15 protein-coding genes are annotated in these 14511 nt (G+C 65.2%); 12 read left to right on the top strand and 3 right to left on the bottom strand.

Annotation, left to right across the window (positions count from 1 at the left end; genetic code table 11):
* Positions 1–3: 3 nt before the first annotated feature.
* The 11 genes from WH367_RS01785 (at position 4) to WH367_RS01735 (ending at position 10326) form a co-directional block, all read left to right on the top strand.
* The gene (locus WH367_RS01785) at positions 4–1485 is read left to right on the top strand and encodes a sodium:solute symporter family protein (RefSeq protein WP_021027840.1); all 1482 of its coding nucleotides are present in this window, start codon (positions 4–6) and stop codon (positions 1483–1485) included.
* A gap of 103 nt (positions 1486–1588) precedes the next feature.
* Complete coding sequence (locus tag WH367_RS01780) at positions 1589–1885, top strand: FmdB family zinc ribbon protein (protein ID WP_339533932.1); 297 nt, start codon at positions 1589–1591, stop codon at positions 1883–1885.
* 13 nt (positions 1886–1898) lie between these two features.
* A complete protein-coding gene (locus WH367_RS01775; RefSeq protein ID WP_027011103.1) occupies positions 1899–2537 on the top strand; it encodes a DUF502 domain-containing protein in 639 nt (212 codons plus the stop codon).
* Positions 2538–2578: 41 nt separating this feature from the next.
* The gene (gene aspS / locus WH367_RS01770) at positions 2579–4387 is read left to right on the top strand and encodes an aspartate--tRNA ligase (protein WP_116927055.1); all 1809 of its coding nucleotides are present in this window, start codon (positions 2579–2581) and stop codon (positions 4385–4387) included.
* Between the two features lie 141 nt (positions 4388–4528).
* Complete coding sequence (locus WH367_RS01765) at positions 4529–5362, top strand: CsgG/HfaB family protein (RefSeq protein ID WP_339533931.1); 834 nt, start codon at positions 4529–4531, stop codon at positions 5360–5362.
* Entirely contained in the window at positions 5359–5850 is a 492-nt protein-coding gene (nudB, locus tag WH367_RS01760; protein WP_339533929.1) for a dihydroneopterin triphosphate diphosphatase, read from the top strand. Before WH367_RS01765 ends, nudB begins: the two co-directional genes overlap by 4 nt.
* Positions 5847–6602 carry an endonuclease/exonuclease/phosphatase family protein gene (locus tag WH367_RS01755; RefSeq protein ID WP_021027846.1) on the top strand — a complete coding sequence of 252 codons (756 nt, stop codon included), beginning with the start codon at positions 5847–5849 and terminating at the stop codon, positions 6600–6602. The genes nudB and WH367_RS01755 overlap by 4 nt, the downstream gene beginning before the upstream one ends.
* Positions 6603–7018: 416 nt before the next feature.
* Positions 7019–7750, top strand: coding sequence for a GTP cyclohydrolase I (gene folE / locus WH367_RS01750; protein ID WP_021027847.1), 732 nt, complete (start codon positions 7019–7021; stop codon positions 7748–7750).
* A gap of 77 nt (positions 7751–7827) precedes the next feature.
* A complete protein-coding gene (locus tag WH367_RS01745; protein ID WP_339533927.1) occupies positions 7828–8718 on the top strand; it encodes a DMT family transporter in 891 nt (296 codons plus the stop codon).
* Between the two features lie 3 nt (positions 8719–8721).
* A complete protein-coding gene (locus WH367_RS01740; RefSeq protein WP_339533925.1) occupies positions 8722–9579 on the top strand; it encodes a DUF429 domain-containing protein in 858 nt (285 codons plus the stop codon).
* 87 nt (positions 9580–9666) lie between these two features.
* A complete protein-coding gene (locus tag WH367_RS01735) occupies positions 9667–10326 on the top strand; it encodes a LysE family translocator (RefSeq protein WP_339533923.1) in 660 nt (219 codons plus the stop codon).
* Positions 10327–10367: 41 nt separating this feature from the next.
* Here WH367_RS01735 and WH367_RS01730 read toward each other — a convergent pair whose 3' ends face one another.
* Complete coding sequence (locus WH367_RS01730; RefSeq protein ID WP_339533921.1) at positions 10368–10760, bottom strand: tautomerase family protein; 393 nt, start codon at positions 10758–10760, stop codon at positions 10368–10370.
* Between the two features lie 104 nt (positions 10761–10864).
* Between WH367_RS01730 and WH367_RS01725 the strand changes: the two genes are divergently transcribed.
* On the top strand, positions 10865–11722 hold the full coding sequence (locus WH367_RS01725; protein WP_339533919.1) for a LysR family transcriptional regulator: 858 nt from the start codon (positions 10865–10867) through the stop codon (positions 11720–11722).
* A 3-nt stretch (positions 11723–11725) separates the two neighbouring features.
* On the opposite strand, the gene WH367_RS01720 is transcribed toward WH367_RS01725, so the two are convergent.
* Positions 11726–13066 carry a tetratricopeptide repeat protein gene (locus WH367_RS01720; protein ID WP_339533917.1) on the bottom strand — a complete coding sequence of 447 codons (1341 nt, stop codon included), beginning with the start codon at positions 13064–13066 and terminating at the stop codon, positions 11726–11728.
* 17 nt (positions 13067–13083) lie between these two features.
* A complete protein-coding gene (locus WH367_RS01715) occupies positions 13084–14490 on the bottom strand; it encodes an amidase (protein ID WP_339533915.1) in 1407 nt (468 codons plus the stop codon).
* Between the last annotated feature and the right edge of the window lie 21 nt (positions 14491–14511).

Raw genomic sequence — 14511 nt, 5'->3', positions numbered from 1 at the left:
AACGTGCTGCTCTACATGGTGATCGCCTACCTATTTGTAACCATCGGCGTGGGTCTGTGGGCCGCCAAACGGGTCAAGAACACCGCCGATTTCGCCGTTGCCGGCCGCCATCTGCCGCTGTTCATGATCATCACCACCACGTTTGCGACCTGGTTTGGCTCCGAGATCGTGCTGGGTGTGCCGGCCAAGTTCATCGAGGGTGGCCTGCGCAATGTGGTGGAAGACCCGTTTGGCGCTGGCATGTGCCTGATCCTGGTGGGCATGTTCTTTGCGGCCAAGCTCTACCGCATGAACCTGCTGACCATCAGCGACTACTACCGCAAGCGCTACGGCAGCGCGGTCGAGATCATCTGCTCGCTGATCATCATGCTGAGCTACCTGGGCTGGGTCTCCGCCCAGGTCACCGCGCTGGGCCTGGTGTTCAACCTGCTCTCGGGCGGGGCGGTCAGCATCCCCATGGGCATGGTGATCGGCGTGGTGTCCATCCTGGCCTATACCTTGTTTGGCGGCATGTGGTCGGTGGCAGTCACCGATTTTGTGCAGATGATCATCCTGGTGGTCGGCCTCATGGTGCTGGCCTTCTTCGCGTCGGACATGGCCGGCGGCGCCGGCAAGGTGATCGACCTGGCCACCAGCCGCGATCTGTTCCAGTTCTGGCCCGAGCCGAGCTGGCATGACATCGTCTTCTTCTTTGCTGCTGCCATCACCATGATGCTGGGCTCGATCCCGCAGCAGGACGTGTTCCAGCGCGTGATGTCGGCCAACACCGAAAAGTCGGCCGTGCGCGGCACCATCATCGGTGGCTCGGCGTACATCCTGTTCGCCTTTGTGCCGATGTTCCTGGTGGCCAGTGCGCTGATCATCATGCCCGAGGCCACGTCGGCCTTGCTCAAGGACGATCCGCAAAAAGTGCTGCCCACGCTGGTGATGGAGAAGATGCCTTTTGTGATGCAGGTGCTGTTCTTTGGCGCGCTGCTGTCTGCCATCAAGTCCTGCGCATCGGCCACCTTGCTTGCCCCGAGCGTGACCTTTACCGAGAACATCTGGCGCCAGTTCCGCCCCAGGGTGAGCGACCGCGAGAACCTCAAGACCATGCGCATCAGCGTGCTGGTGTTCAGCGCCTGCGTGCTGGCCTATTCGATCCGCATGCAGGGCACCCCCATCTATGAGCTGGTCTCGGGCGCCTACCAGGTGCCACTGGTCGGGGCCTTTGTGCCGCTGGTGATGGGCCTGTACTGGAAGCGCGCCACCACCCAGGGCGCGCTGCTGGCGGTGTTCCTGGGCATCGGCATCTGGCTGGCCGGTTTGAACATGGCCTGGGGCGCTGCCTTCCCGGCCCAGCTCGCTGGTGTGCTGGCCGCCTTCACCGGCATGATTGTCGGCTCGCTGGCGCCGCAAGCCATCCGCAACCAGAAGACGGACGTGCAGGCCTTTGTGGCCGATACCGCGCCCGCCGCCAGCGGCGCAGCAGTGGCGGGGCGCTGAGCGAACGGCGCTGAATGCGGGGCGTAGTGCTAAGCCTACGCCCCGGATCGGTTTTGCAACCCGCCTATAATCAAGAGTTTCCCTCCGTTTTCTTACACGCGCGATGCCTATTTACGCCTACAAGTGCAGTGCCTGCGGCTATGCCAAGGATGTTTTGCAAAAAATATCGGATGCACCGCTGACGGACTGCCCCGAGTGCAAGCAAGCCAGCTTCTCCAAGCAACTGACGGCCCCGGGGTTCCAACTCAAGGGCACGGGCTGGTACGCCACCGACTTCAGTGGCAAGTCGGCTGCGGCGGCACCGGCCAGCGCGCCTGCGGCCGACGCGGCTGCGCCTGCAGCGGCAGCAACGCCCGCACCCGCATCTGCACCGGCTGCCAGCGGCGGCTCGGCGGTCTGAGGGCTACGAGGTGATGGCGTCCTTGCGCAAATGGTTGCTGACCGGCTTGCTGGTCATCGTGCCGGGCGTCATCACGGTCTGGGTGCTCAACTGGATCATCGGCACGCTTGACCAGACCTTGCTGATCCTCCCGCAGCACTGGCAGCCCGACGAGGTCCTGGGCTACCATATCCCCGGTTTCGGCGTGGTGCTGACCTTGGCGATCCTGCTGATCGTCGGCGGCATTGCCAGCAATTTTGTCGGCCGCAAGCTGGTGGCCTGGGGCGATGCGCTGGTCAGCCGGATTCCGGTGGTGCGCTCGATCTACTCGAGCGTCAAGCAGGTCTCCGACACCTTGTTTTCCGAAAGCGGCAATGCCTTTCGCACCGCGGTCATGGTGCAGTGGCCCCATCCGGGCATGTGGACCATCGGTTTTGTGACCGGCGCGCCCAGCGGTGAGCTGGACAGCCACCTGCACCAGAGCCCGGACAGTGCCGATACCGCGTTTGTCAGCGTCTATGTGCCCACCACGCCCAACCCCACGGGTGGCTACCTGGTGATGGTGCGCAAGAGCGACTGCATTGAATTGAACATGAGCGTGGATGCTGCGCTTAAATACATCGTCTCGATGGGGGTCGTGGCTGCGCCCGATGTCCCCACGGGGTCTAAATAACTGAGAACTAAGGCACCTTCATCGGTGCAGGAAGATTGGCTATGGCAATGCGTTCCCAATACTGCGGTCAAGTGACCGAAGCCCAGATGGGCGAAACCGTGAGCCTGTGCGGCTGGGTCAATCGCCGCCGTGACCACGGTGGTGTGATTTTCATCGACCTGCGTGACCGCGAAGGCTATGTGCAGGTGGTCTGTGACCCTGACCGCGCCGAGATGTTCAAGGTCGCCGAAGACGTGCGCAATGAGTTCTGCGTGCAGGTCAAGGGCCTCGTGCGTGCCCGTCCTGAAGGCACCACCAATGACTCGATCAAGAGCGGCAAGATCGAAGTGCTGTGCCACGAGCTGACCGTGCTCAACGCCTCGGTGACGCCTCCGTTCCAGATCGATGACGAGAACCTGTCGGAGACCGTGCGCCTGACCAACCGCGTGCTGGACCTGCGCCGCCCCACGATGCAGCGCAACATGATGCTGCGCTACAAGACGGCCATCCAGGTGCGCAACTTCCTCGACAAGGAAGGCTTCATCGACATCGAAACGCCGATGCTGGGCAAGAGCACGCCCGAAGGCGCGCGTGACTACCTGGTGCCCAGCCGCGTGCACGACGGTGAATTCTTCGCGCTGCCCCAGTCGCCCCAGCTGTACAAGCAGATGCTGATGGTGGCCGGCTACGACCGCTACTACCAGATCACCAAGTGCTTCCGCGACGAAGACCTGCGCGCTGACCGCCAGCCCGAGTTCACGCAGATCGACTGCGAAACCTCGTTCCTGAACGAAGAAGAGATCCGCGCCATTTTCCAGCGCATGATCAAGGAAGTGTTCCAGACCCAGCTGAATGTGGACCTGGGCGAGTTCCCGATCATGACCTACCAGGACGCGGCCTTCCGCTTTGGTTCGGACAAGCCTGACCTGCGCGTCAAGCTGGAATTCACCGAGCTGACCGACGTGATGAAGGACGTGGACTTCAAGGTGTTCTCGGGTGCTGCCAACATGAAGGGCGGCCGCGTGGTGGGCCTGCGTGTGCCAGGTGGTGCGCGCGAGCAGGGCGGTCTGTCGCGTGGCGACATCGACGCCTACACCGACTTCGTCAAGATCTATGGCGCCAAGGGCTTGGCCTACATCAAGGTCAACGAGCTGGCCAAGGGCCGTGACGGCCTGCAGTCGCCCATCGTCAAGAACATCCATGACGCCGCGATTGCCGAGATCCTCAAGCGCACCGAAGCGCAAGACGGCGACCTGATCTTCTTTGGCGCCGACAAGGAAAAGATCGTCAACGACGCCATCGGCGCGCTGCGCATCAAGATCGGCCACAGCGCCTTTGGCAAGAGCACCGGCCTGTTTGAGGACCGTTGGGCACCGCTGTGGGTGGTGGACTTCCCGATGTTCGAACACGACGAGGAAAACGACCGCTGGGCCGCCGTGCACCACCCCTTCACGTCGCCCAAGGACGGCCATGAGGACCTGATGGACACCGACCCCGGCAAGTGCATCGCCAAGGCCTACGACATGGTGCTCAACGGTTGGGAACTGGGCGGTGGCTCGGTGCGTATCCACCGTGCCGATGTGCAGTCCAAGGTGTTCACCGCGCTCAAGATCAGCGCCGAAGATGCACGTGCCAAGTTCGGCTACCTGCTGGATGCGCTGCAGTACGGCGCGCCTCCCCACGGTGGCCTGGCCTTCGGTCTGGACCGTCTGATCACCTTGATGACCGGCTCCGAGTCGATCCGCGACGTGATCGCCTTCCCCAAGACCCAGCGCGCCCAGGACCTGCTGACCCAGGCCCCATCGCCTGTGGACGAAAAGCAGCTGCGCGAGTTGCACATCAAGCTGCGCAACCCAGCCGGCGCGCAGTAAGCGGACCGCGCGCTGCATGGGCCTGCCTGATGCACGGCGCCGCCACAAGGCCAAAGCCCTCCAGGCTTTGGCCTTTTTTGTCATTCTGGGGCGCTATGCTCTGGCCTGACTGACAGATTGCAAAGGGTACGCATGCACGCGATGACTGCGACTTCCAACCGAACCGGGCGCTGGGCATGCGCCATGGCCTGGGCCGCCATCGCGCTGGCCTTGGCCGGCTGCGGCGAGAAAAAGACCGAGCTGGGCGAGGGCGGCTCGGAGGTCTCCGGCTCGGCCGGGCCGGCAGGCGGCCAGGGTGCGCATGCCAGCCTGGAGCGCTGCGACGAGCCCATCGCCACGGTGGCCCTGCTGGAGAACCCGCGCGGCTATGTGATGCCCAGCAGCGTGAACCTGCCGCCCACCCCCGTGCCGCTGGTGCGCTTGCTGATGCAGCAAAGCGGCTGCTTTCGCGTGGTGGACCGGGCCGGAGGCCTGCAGGGCACCATCCGCGAAGGCGAGCTGCAGGATGCCGGCGTGCTGCGCCCCAACGGCACGGTGCAAAAGCGCAAGGGATATGAGGCCCAGTACACGTTGGTGCCCAACCTCACCTTCAGCGAGCAGGATGCCGGCCGGGGCCTGGCGGGCATCATCGCGATGATCCCGGTGCTGCGCGATATCGCGGGCCTGGCCGGCGTGGCCGAGCAGGTCAAGTTCAAGGAGGCGCAGACCGCCTTGTTCCTGACCGACAACGAAACCACCGAGCAGGTCGCCGCCGCCACCGGCTCGGCCCGCGCCACCGACCTGGGCGTGGGCGGCGTGCTGCTGGGCCGCCTGGGTGGCGGCGCCGGCATGGGCTGGAGCAATACCAATGAGGGCAAGGTCATTGCCGCAGCCTTCCTGAACGCCCACAACCTGATGGTGCAGCAGGTGCGGCTGCTGCAGGCCAAGGCCTTGCCACCGGCCGTGGCCATCCGCAAGCCCGAGGTCCCGCGTTGACGATACAAGAGACCACAGGTGCCAGCCTGCCCTACAAGCTGCCCCGCTCGGTGCTGGTCATCATCCACACGGCCGATCTGCAGGTGCTGCTGCTGCGCCGCGCCAGCCAGATGGAGGGCCAGGACTACTGGCAGCCGGTGACCGGCAGCCAGGACAGCGATAGCGAAACCTGGCAGCAGACGGCGATCCGCGAGGTTTTTGAAGAGACCGGCATCGATGCCCAGCAACCTGGCTGCGTGCTGCGCGACTGGGATCTGGAGAACACCTACCCGATCTACCCGGCCTGGCGCCACCGCTATGCGCCCGATGTCTGCATGAACACCGAGCATGTGTTCAGCCTGCAGGTGCCGTCCTACACCAAGATCGTGCTCAGCCCGAGGGAGCACACCGCGCATGCGTGGCATGATTGGCAAGAGGCAGCACAGCGCTGCTATTCCATATCGAACAGCGAAGCCATTCTTTGGCTGCCGAGGTTCATAGCTTCATGACCGATACTCACGACGATTTACCGATACTGCGGGTGGCCACCTACAACATCCACAAAGGGGTGCAAGGCCTGGGACCCGTGCGCAGGTTGGAGATCCACAACCTGGGGCTGGCGGTCGAGCAGATGGATGCCGACATCATCTGCCTGCAGGAAGTGCGCAAGGACAACCGCAAGGAAGAGAGCTTCTTCAACAACTGGCCCGAGCAGAACCAGGCGGATTTTCTGACCCCGCTGGGCTATACCGCTGCCTACCGCACCAATGCCACGACGCGCTGGGGCGAGCACGGCAACGCTTTGCTCACCCGCTGGCCGATTCTGGAGTCGAACCATCGCGACATCTCCGACCACCGCTTTGAGCAGCGCGGGCTCTTGCATGTGGCGATGGCGATTGCCGGCCAGCGCATCCACACCATCGTGGTGCACCTGGGCCTGGTGCATGGCAGCCGCCTGCGCCAGACCGCGCTGATCCATGAGTTCATCAAGGCCCATGTGCCCGATGATGAGCCGGTGATTGTCGCGGGCGACTTCAATGACTGGGGCTTTCAGGTCAAGCGCATGCTGGCCGGTTTTGGCCTGTTCGAGTACGACGAGCAGCCGCTGATGACCTACCCCTCGCGCCTGCCCGTTGTGCAGCTGGACCATGTCTATGCCCGGGGTCTGACGCCCTGCGGCCTGTTTGTGCCCCGGGGCCGCATCTGGTGGCGCATGTCCGACCATCTGCCCTTGATTGCCGAGTTCCGGCTGCGCGACTGAGGCAAAAACCGCTTTTCGGCTTTTGGGCGCCGAATGCTATCGAATCCATAGCTTTTGCCCTTTTCTTGCGCTGGCCTAAGAACCTGTTCAAAGTCTCCTCGCGCCGCGACAGTGTCTTTGCGAGATGGGATGCTAGGCGCAATACCGCAGCAATAGCCGCGCTATTGCGAGGATTTGCAACAACGCAGACCGCTCCCTTCCCGGGCAGCGCAAAGCCACTGTCCCTACGGGTTGGAGTGAAATCGGGCGATTTCTGCGCGCTGGCCCTTGCTTGCACCCCGGTGCAAGCTGCGTTCCATCCCTTCGAACTCATCCCGATTGCACTCCAACGCGGCTGCGTAGAGACTCTGAACAGGTTCTAAGGGGGAGAAACACCGTATGCTTGCGGGTCTGCAATCGCTGCTACCATCCCCGCTATGTTTACAGAACTATCCGATCCGAATAAAGCACCCGCCAGCGACGAAGGCACGCCGGTGTCCGTCAAGATCCGTGAGCGGATAGTGGCAGCCCAGCAGCGCTTCCATGCCAATGACAATATCTCCGAGTTCATCGAGCCCGGTGAGCTCGAGCAGCTGCTTGACGAAGTCGAGCACAAGATGCAGGGCGTGCTCGACAGCATGGTCATCGACACCAAGGACGACCACAACACCCGCAACACCGCGCGCCGTGTCGCCAAGATGTACCTGACCGAGGTGTTCAAGGGCCGCTATGTGCCCCAGCCCGAGGTGACGGCCTTCCCCAATGCCGAGCACCTGAACGAGCTGATGATCGTCGGCCCGATCACCGTGCGCAGCGCCTGCAGCCACCACCTCTGCCCGGTCATCGGCAAGGTCTGGATCGGCGTGCTGCCCAACAAGAACACCAATGTGATCGGCCTGTCCAAATATGCGCGCCTGGTCGACTGGGTGCTGGGCCGCCCCCAGATCCAGGAAGAGGCCATCGTGCAGCTGGCCGATCTGATCATGAAGAAGACCCAGCCCGATGGCCTGGCCGTGGTGCTGGAGGCCTCGCACTTTTGCATGTCCTGGCGCGGTGTGCGCGAGATGGACTCCAAGATGCTCAACTCGGTCATGCGGGGCGAGTTCCTCACCAACCCCAATCTGCGGCGCGAGTTCCTGTCGCTGATTCCGCAGCGCGCAGGCAACTGATCCGCACCCTGACTGTGTGACACCCGGGCCCGACCCGGGTTATTTTTTTCCGTCTCGCTTCCACCGTTCCTCCAGCCATGACGCTCCACGCTTTCACGCTCATCATCGCGGCCGGCATCATCCACGCTTTCTGGAACATCGTCGCCAAGAAAGCCGGGGGTGACGCCCGCTTCTCGCTGTTCACCTCGGTGCTCAATGCGCTGGTGTGGCTGCCGGTGGGCTGGTGGGTGGGCAAGGATGTGGTGCCCCAGTGGGGCCTGACCGAATGGGCCTTTGTCTCGGCCAGCGCCTTGCTGCATATCTTTTACTTTGTCACCTTGCTACGCGGCTACCGGGTGGCCGATCTCACCGTGGTCTACCCGCTGGCACGCGGCAGCGGGCCGCTGATCTCGTCGATGGTGGCGGTGCTGTTTCTGGGCGAGCATCTGTCGAGCCTGGGCGCGGTGGGCATTGCGGCCGTGGTGGCGGGCGTATTTTTGATTGCTGGCGGCCCGGCCATGCTGCGTGCCGCCACCCGGCCGGGCCCCGGCGAGGCCCGCGATCGCACCATCAAGGGCCTGCACTACGGGCTGCTCACGGGCCTGTTCATTGCCGCCTATACGGTGGTGGACAGCTATGCCGTCAAGGTGATGCTGCTCTCGCCCATCCTGCTCGACTACATGGGCAACCTGGTGCGCGTGGTGATGCTGGCGCCGCTGGGCATGATGAACTGGGCTGAGACCCGGCGTCTGTGGCTGCAGCAATGGCGCTTTGCGCTGGTCGTCGCCATCTTCAGCCCCATGGCCTATGTGCTGGTGCTGTATGCGGTGCAGACAGCGCCGATCTCGCATGTGGCGCCTGCGCGCGAGGTCTCGATGCTGTTTGCCGCGCTGATCGGCGGCAAGCTGCTGGGCGAGGGCGACCGCCTGCTGCGCATTGCCGGCGCGCTGCTCATCGGCGTGGGCGTGGTCGCGCTGGGATTGGGCTGAGCGATGCCAGGCGCTGCGCTGCCACCGGTGCTGGGCTGCGATTTCAGCAGCAGCCCGAGCCGGCGCAAACCCGTGGTCGTGGCCTGGGGCCAGCTGGATACCGAGGTGGGCACGGTGGCGCTGCAGGGCTTTGAGCGCTTTGCCAGCTTGGCGCAGTGGCAGGATTTTTTGCAGCAGCAGCCGGCCTGGGTCGGCGGCTTTGACCTGCCGTTTGCGCTGCCGCGCGAGCTGATCACGCAACTGGGCTGGCCCCGCGATTGGCAGGCCTGCATGCAGCACTATGCTGGCCTGGAGCGCAGCGAGATCCGCACCCTGTTCAAAGCCTTTTGCGATGCCCGGCCCGCCGGCGGCAAGTTTGCCCACCGCGCCACCGATGGGCCCGCAGGCTCCAGCCCGTCGATGAAATGGGTCAACCCGCCTGTCGCCTGGATGCTGCATGCGGGCCTGCCCCGGCTGCTGGATGTGGGCGCGGATTTCCCCGGTCTGCTGCGCCGAGAAAGTAAGCGCGTCGCGCTGGAGGCCTACCCCGGCATGCTGGCGCGCGAGTTGATTGGCCGGCGCAGCTACAAAAGCGATGACCGCCAGCGCCAGACGCCCGAGCGTGCCCAGGCCAGGGCAGAGTTGCTGGAGGCCTTGCTGCATGGCCAGCACCATTTGGGGCTGCGCCTGCTGGCCGATGCTGCGCAGCTGCAGACCATGGCAGCCGATGCCAGTGGCGACCACCTCGATGCCGCCATTTGCATGTTGCAGGCCGGCTGGGCGCTGGCCCAGCATGCGGCGGGCCATGCGCTGTATGGCTTGCCGCCCGGCATTGACCCGCTGGAAGGCTGGATCGTCACTGCGCCGCTGTCACGCCCGTAAGCGCTGGCAGATCTGGTCGGCTGGGCCGCAGGCCATAATGTGCCGGTTCTTCGCCGCTGGTCTGCGGCCCTTCCCCGAGACATTCCTATGCCTACCTTTCAATCCCTGCTGGCCTTTTTTGGTGTTGCCGTGTTGCTGGCGCTGTCGCCCGGGCCGGACAACCTGTTTGTGCTGATGCAGTCGATACAGCGCGGCTGGCGGGTGGGGATTGCCGTGGTGGTGGGCCTGTGCCTGGGTGTGGTGGTGCATACCACGGCGGTGGCGCTGGGGCTGGCAGCGGTGTTTGCGGCGTCCAGCATGGCATTCACGGTGCTCAAGTGGTGTGGCGCGGCCTACCTGGCCTATCTGGCCTGGGGGGCCTGGCGGGCACCGGTGGCTGCAGATGCCTCTGCTGGTGGAGCGGCCGCCAGCGGAAACGGTCGAGCGGACATCGCGGGCAAGGACCTGCTGGTGATGGTGCGCCGTGGCGTGGTGATGAACCTCACCAACCCCAAGGTGCTGATCTTCTTCCTGGCCTTTTTGCCGCAGTTTGCCGACCCGGCCATCGGCCCGGTCGGCCCGCAGATCTTTGTCTTTGGCGCCGTGTTCATCCTGGCGGCCTTCCTGGTGTTTGGCGCCATTGCGCTGTTCTCGGGCGCCTTTGGCAATCTGTTGCTGCGCTCGCCGCGCGCGCAGTTTTGGCTCAACAAGATCACCGCCGTGGTGTTTGTCGGCCTGGCAGTCAAGCTGGCCACCGCGCAGCGCTGAGGCGCTGTAAAGTCCCCGGCGGCTGTGCTGGGCGGGATGGGTTAACCGTGGTGGTAGCGGTATTCCTGCGTCTTGCCACCATAGCCATAGGCGGCGGCGCGGGCATCGATCAGATGCACATAGGACACCGGATGGAGCTTGGGCATCAGGCCGGCCATCGTGTCGTAGACCGCTTGCAGGTAGCGCGCCTTTTCGGCCTTGGTATTGGTCTCGTCGGTGATGCTGATGTCCAGCTGAAAGGCCGACTGTCCCAGCTCCTCCAGCGTCTGGCCGGCAATCCACCAGTCCTGCGCAGCGACCTGGGTGAAGGCGATGGCAATCACCTCGGGGCGCTTGCCCAGAATGTCTTGGGTGAGCTGGGCCATGGCCTGGCTGATCTGTTGCTGGCGCTCGGCATGGCGGGAGCCGGAGAGTTGGATGGCGATGTGGGGCATGAAAGGCTCCTGGGGTGGTTGATGGGTCTATTGTGCGAGCCCTCTATGCATTTGAAAAACGGGAAGATATGATGAAAGCCATCTGTTAAACCGTTGGATAGAACATGGCCCATCTGGACCTCGCCCAGCTCCGCACCCTGATCGCCGTGGTCGAGGCCGGCAGCCTGACGGCCGCAGCGCCACAGCTGTTCCTGTCGCAGTCAGCGGTGAGCGAGCAGATCAAGAAGCTGGAGGAATGCATTGGCAAGCCGCTGCTGCTGCGCAGCAAGACTGGCGTGCTGCCCACGGCGGCGGGCAGCCAGCTGCTGGGCCATGCGCGGGCGCTGGTGGGCATGGCCGACCATGCCTTGCGCGACATGCGCGGCCTGGCGCTGCAAGGGGCGCTCAAGCTGGCGGTCACCGATTACTTCAAACCCGATGCGCTGGCGCGCATGCTCAAGGCCCTGGCTGAACGCCACCCTGCCGTGCGGCTGGAGGTCAGCGTGCTGCGCAGCGCCGAGGTGGAGGCCGCCTATGCCCAGGGCCAGTGCGATCTGGGTGTGGTGATGGCGCTGCCCCCTTTCAAACAGCGCCTGCAGTTGCTGGGGCCCGAAGAGCCGCTGGTCTGGGCCCGTGCCCGCCAATGGGCCGCCGAGCCCGGCCAGCCGCTGCCCTTGCTGGTGCTGCCCGACAGCTGCGCGCTGCGCCACTATGCCGAGACGCGCTTGCGCCAGCAGGGCCTGGACTATGTGGTGGCCCACCAGGCCTCCGGCGTCGCCGGCCTGCAGTCGGCCATTGCGGCGGGTTTGGGCGTGGCATGCATCAATGCGGCGGTGCTGACCGAGGCGATGGCGCCCGTGCTGCCTGGCGCGGGCTTGCCGCGCCTGAGCCGCGTGCGCTTTGGCCTGCTGCCGGTGCAGGGGGCTGAGCCGGCCCTGGTGCAGCAGGTGCGGGCCTTGCTGCAATCGGATTGGGTGGCCTGACTGTCAAGCCGCCAGGGAGGGTGGCAAGCCCAGGCCCTGGTAAATGCGCCGCATATGCGCGGCCAGCCGTTTGGATTGGGGCTGCTGGTTGTACCAGGGCTGCACCAGGTTTTGCAAGGCCGTCCACTGGCCGCTGTGCCGCAGGGCGCTCCAGTAGAGCTGGCTGAACAGGTCGCGCTGCGCGTGGCTGCCGCCGACCTCGACCAGGCGCGCAATCAGGGGCCCCAGCTGCTGGGCGGCCTGGCCGTACTGGCCTTGGGCATGGGCCAGCAGGCCGCGCGCGGCGGGCAGGCAAACATCCTGCCAGGCCGTGCGCAGCCGGGGTTGGACCTGCGCATCGGCATGGCCTTGCATGCTGGCCAGCAGCTGCTGCGCGGCCTGCCATTGCCCAGCGCGTGCCAGGCCGTAGAGGTACTGCAGATCCAGAAACGGCAGCACATGGTCATGCTGGCGCTGCAGCAGGTAGGGGCTGAGCTGCTGCCAGCGCTGGCCGACATCGACGCCTTCGAGCTCCAGCCGCGCCAGCAGTGAGATGGAACCGATCTGGTCCTGCGAATAGGCCGGCACCACGCCCCAGACCTGGCTGTCATGCAGCTGCAGGGCCTCGTCGTGGCGCGCATCCTCCATCAGGAACAGCGCCAGGTGCCACCAGTTGTGCGTCTGCATGAAGGAGTTGAGCCCCGTCCAGCTGCTGCTCGCGTTTTGCATAAAGGCCAGGCCCTCGTCCACGCGGCCTTGGGTCAGCAGTACATGGGCCAGCGCATGGTGGGCCCAGGGCTCCTTGAAGCGCAAATGCAGCGCCTGGCGCGCTGCGCGCTCGGCCTGGCCCAGCAGATGGCATTGCTCATAGGCAAAGGCCAGCATGCCGTGGAAGTAGGGGATATCGGCGCAGTGCGGCTGGGCCGCCAGCGCCATGCGCAGCATGGCCGGGGAATCGCCCAGGTTGAAGGCATGGTAGTGCGCAAGCTTGAGCGCGGCCAGATCGCGCGGGTAGTGCTGCAGCAGTGCTTCGAGCCTTTGCGCAGCCAAGGGCATGTCGCCATCGGCCCAGGCCTCGATGGCGGCCAGCCACTGCGCTTCGCGGTCATGGGCCTGCGCCAGCTGGGTGCGGGCGCGCTGCAAAAAGGGCCGCGCCTGCTGGGCGGCCTGCGCATCTTCGGCAAACAGATGGAGCGCGGCGCACCAGATTTGCACCAGTGGGCTGGGGTCCTGCGCGGCGATGTCCAGGATGCGCAGCACGCGCATCTCGCAGGCGGCAAAGCCTTCGGCAAAATCGTTCAGGTAGGGCAGGGCGGCCGCATCGCTGCTGACCGGGTTGCCATACAGGTCCTGCTGCGTGCCCATGCGCTGCGCTCCTTGGCTCAGGCCTGGGGCGGCTGGGGCCAGGGCTTTTGCGGGCCGCGGATCTGCTCGAAAGCGCGCGACAGCTGCAGCACGCCCAGGTCGTCAAAACGCGCGCCGGCAATCTGCAGGCCAATGGGCAGGCCAGCGGCGGTGTAGCCGCAGTTGATGGACGCAGCCGGCTGCTCCGACATGTTGTAGGGCACGGTAAAGCCGATGTGCTCCAGCGGGCGCAAGGGGTCGTTGGTGGGCGATGCCCATTCGGCATCAAAGGCAGCATGTGGCGCCACCGGCGAGATCACAAAATCAAAGGCGCTGCAGGCTTTGACGGTGGCCAGGCGCACCTGGTGGAACTGCTGGCTGGCTTGGAATACTGCGCTGCCGCTCATGCCCTCGGCGCTCTCGGCCCAGGCGCGGATATAGGGCAGCACCTTGTCGCGCTGCGCGCTGCTGAGCGCCTGCAGATCGCTCAGCGAGCGCATGCGCCAGAAGCGGTCCATGCCGTCCAGCATCGCAGGCGTCATGAAGGGCTGCATCGGCGTGATCTGCGCGCCAGCGGCTTCCAGCAGCGCAGCGGCCTGCTCGATGGCCGCGCGCACCTCGGGCTGCAGCGGCAGGCCGCAGCCGGCATCGAGCAAGAGGCCAATGCGCTTGCCCCGGATAAAGTCCGCGCCGGTGCTGGCCACCGTGCTCCAGGCGATGTCCTGCGGCGGCAGGCTCATCGTGTCGCGCGCATCGGGGGCCGACAGCACCTGCATCATCAGTGCCGAGTCGTCCACGCTGCGGGTCATCGGGCCTGCAGCGCGGCCCTGGTAAGGGGGGTCGATGGGGATGCGGCCCAGGCTGGGCTTGAGGCTGTAGATACCGCACCAACTGGCCGGCAGGCGCAGCGAGCCACCGATGTCGGTGCCGATGTGCAGTGGTCCGTAGCCGGCAGCCGCTGCCGCACCACCGCCCGCGCTGGAGCCGCCCGGGCCCTTGCTCAGGTCCCAGGGGTTGCGCGCGAGCGGGTGAAAGCTCGACAGCCCCGACGACAGCATGCCGTAGTCGGGCATGGTGGTCTTGCTGAAACAGATGGCATGGGCCTCGCGCAGGCGGGCTGCGGGCGGTGCATCGGCGGCTGCGGGCACCAGCGTGACGGCCGCTGTGCCGGCGGGCAGGGGGTCGCCCTGGGTGGCAATGTTCTCCTTGATGGTCACCGGCAGGCCATCGAGCAGACCGGCGGGTGCGCCCTTGTGCCAGCGCGCCTCGCTGGCCCGTGCCTGCGCCAGTGCCTCTTCCGGCCGGTAGAGGTAGGTGGCGCAGAGGTGCGGCTCCCACTGCGCGACATGGTCGATGACGGATTGCATGACATCGACAGGGGAGAGTTCTTGCTTTTGGTAGGCGGCCAGCAGCGCTGTGGCGGGCCAATCGTGCAACGCGGTCATATCGGGCAGGGGTAGTGAAAA

It is taken from the genome of Comamonas sp. MYb21 (genome assembly GCF_037479395.1).
Taxonomy (GTDB): Bacteria; Pseudomonadota; Gammaproteobacteria; order Burkholderiales; family Burkholderiaceae_C; genus Comamonas.
The sequence above is the reverse complement of the archived record's forward strand: the minus strand, read 5'-3'. Positions and strand labels throughout refer to the sequence as shown.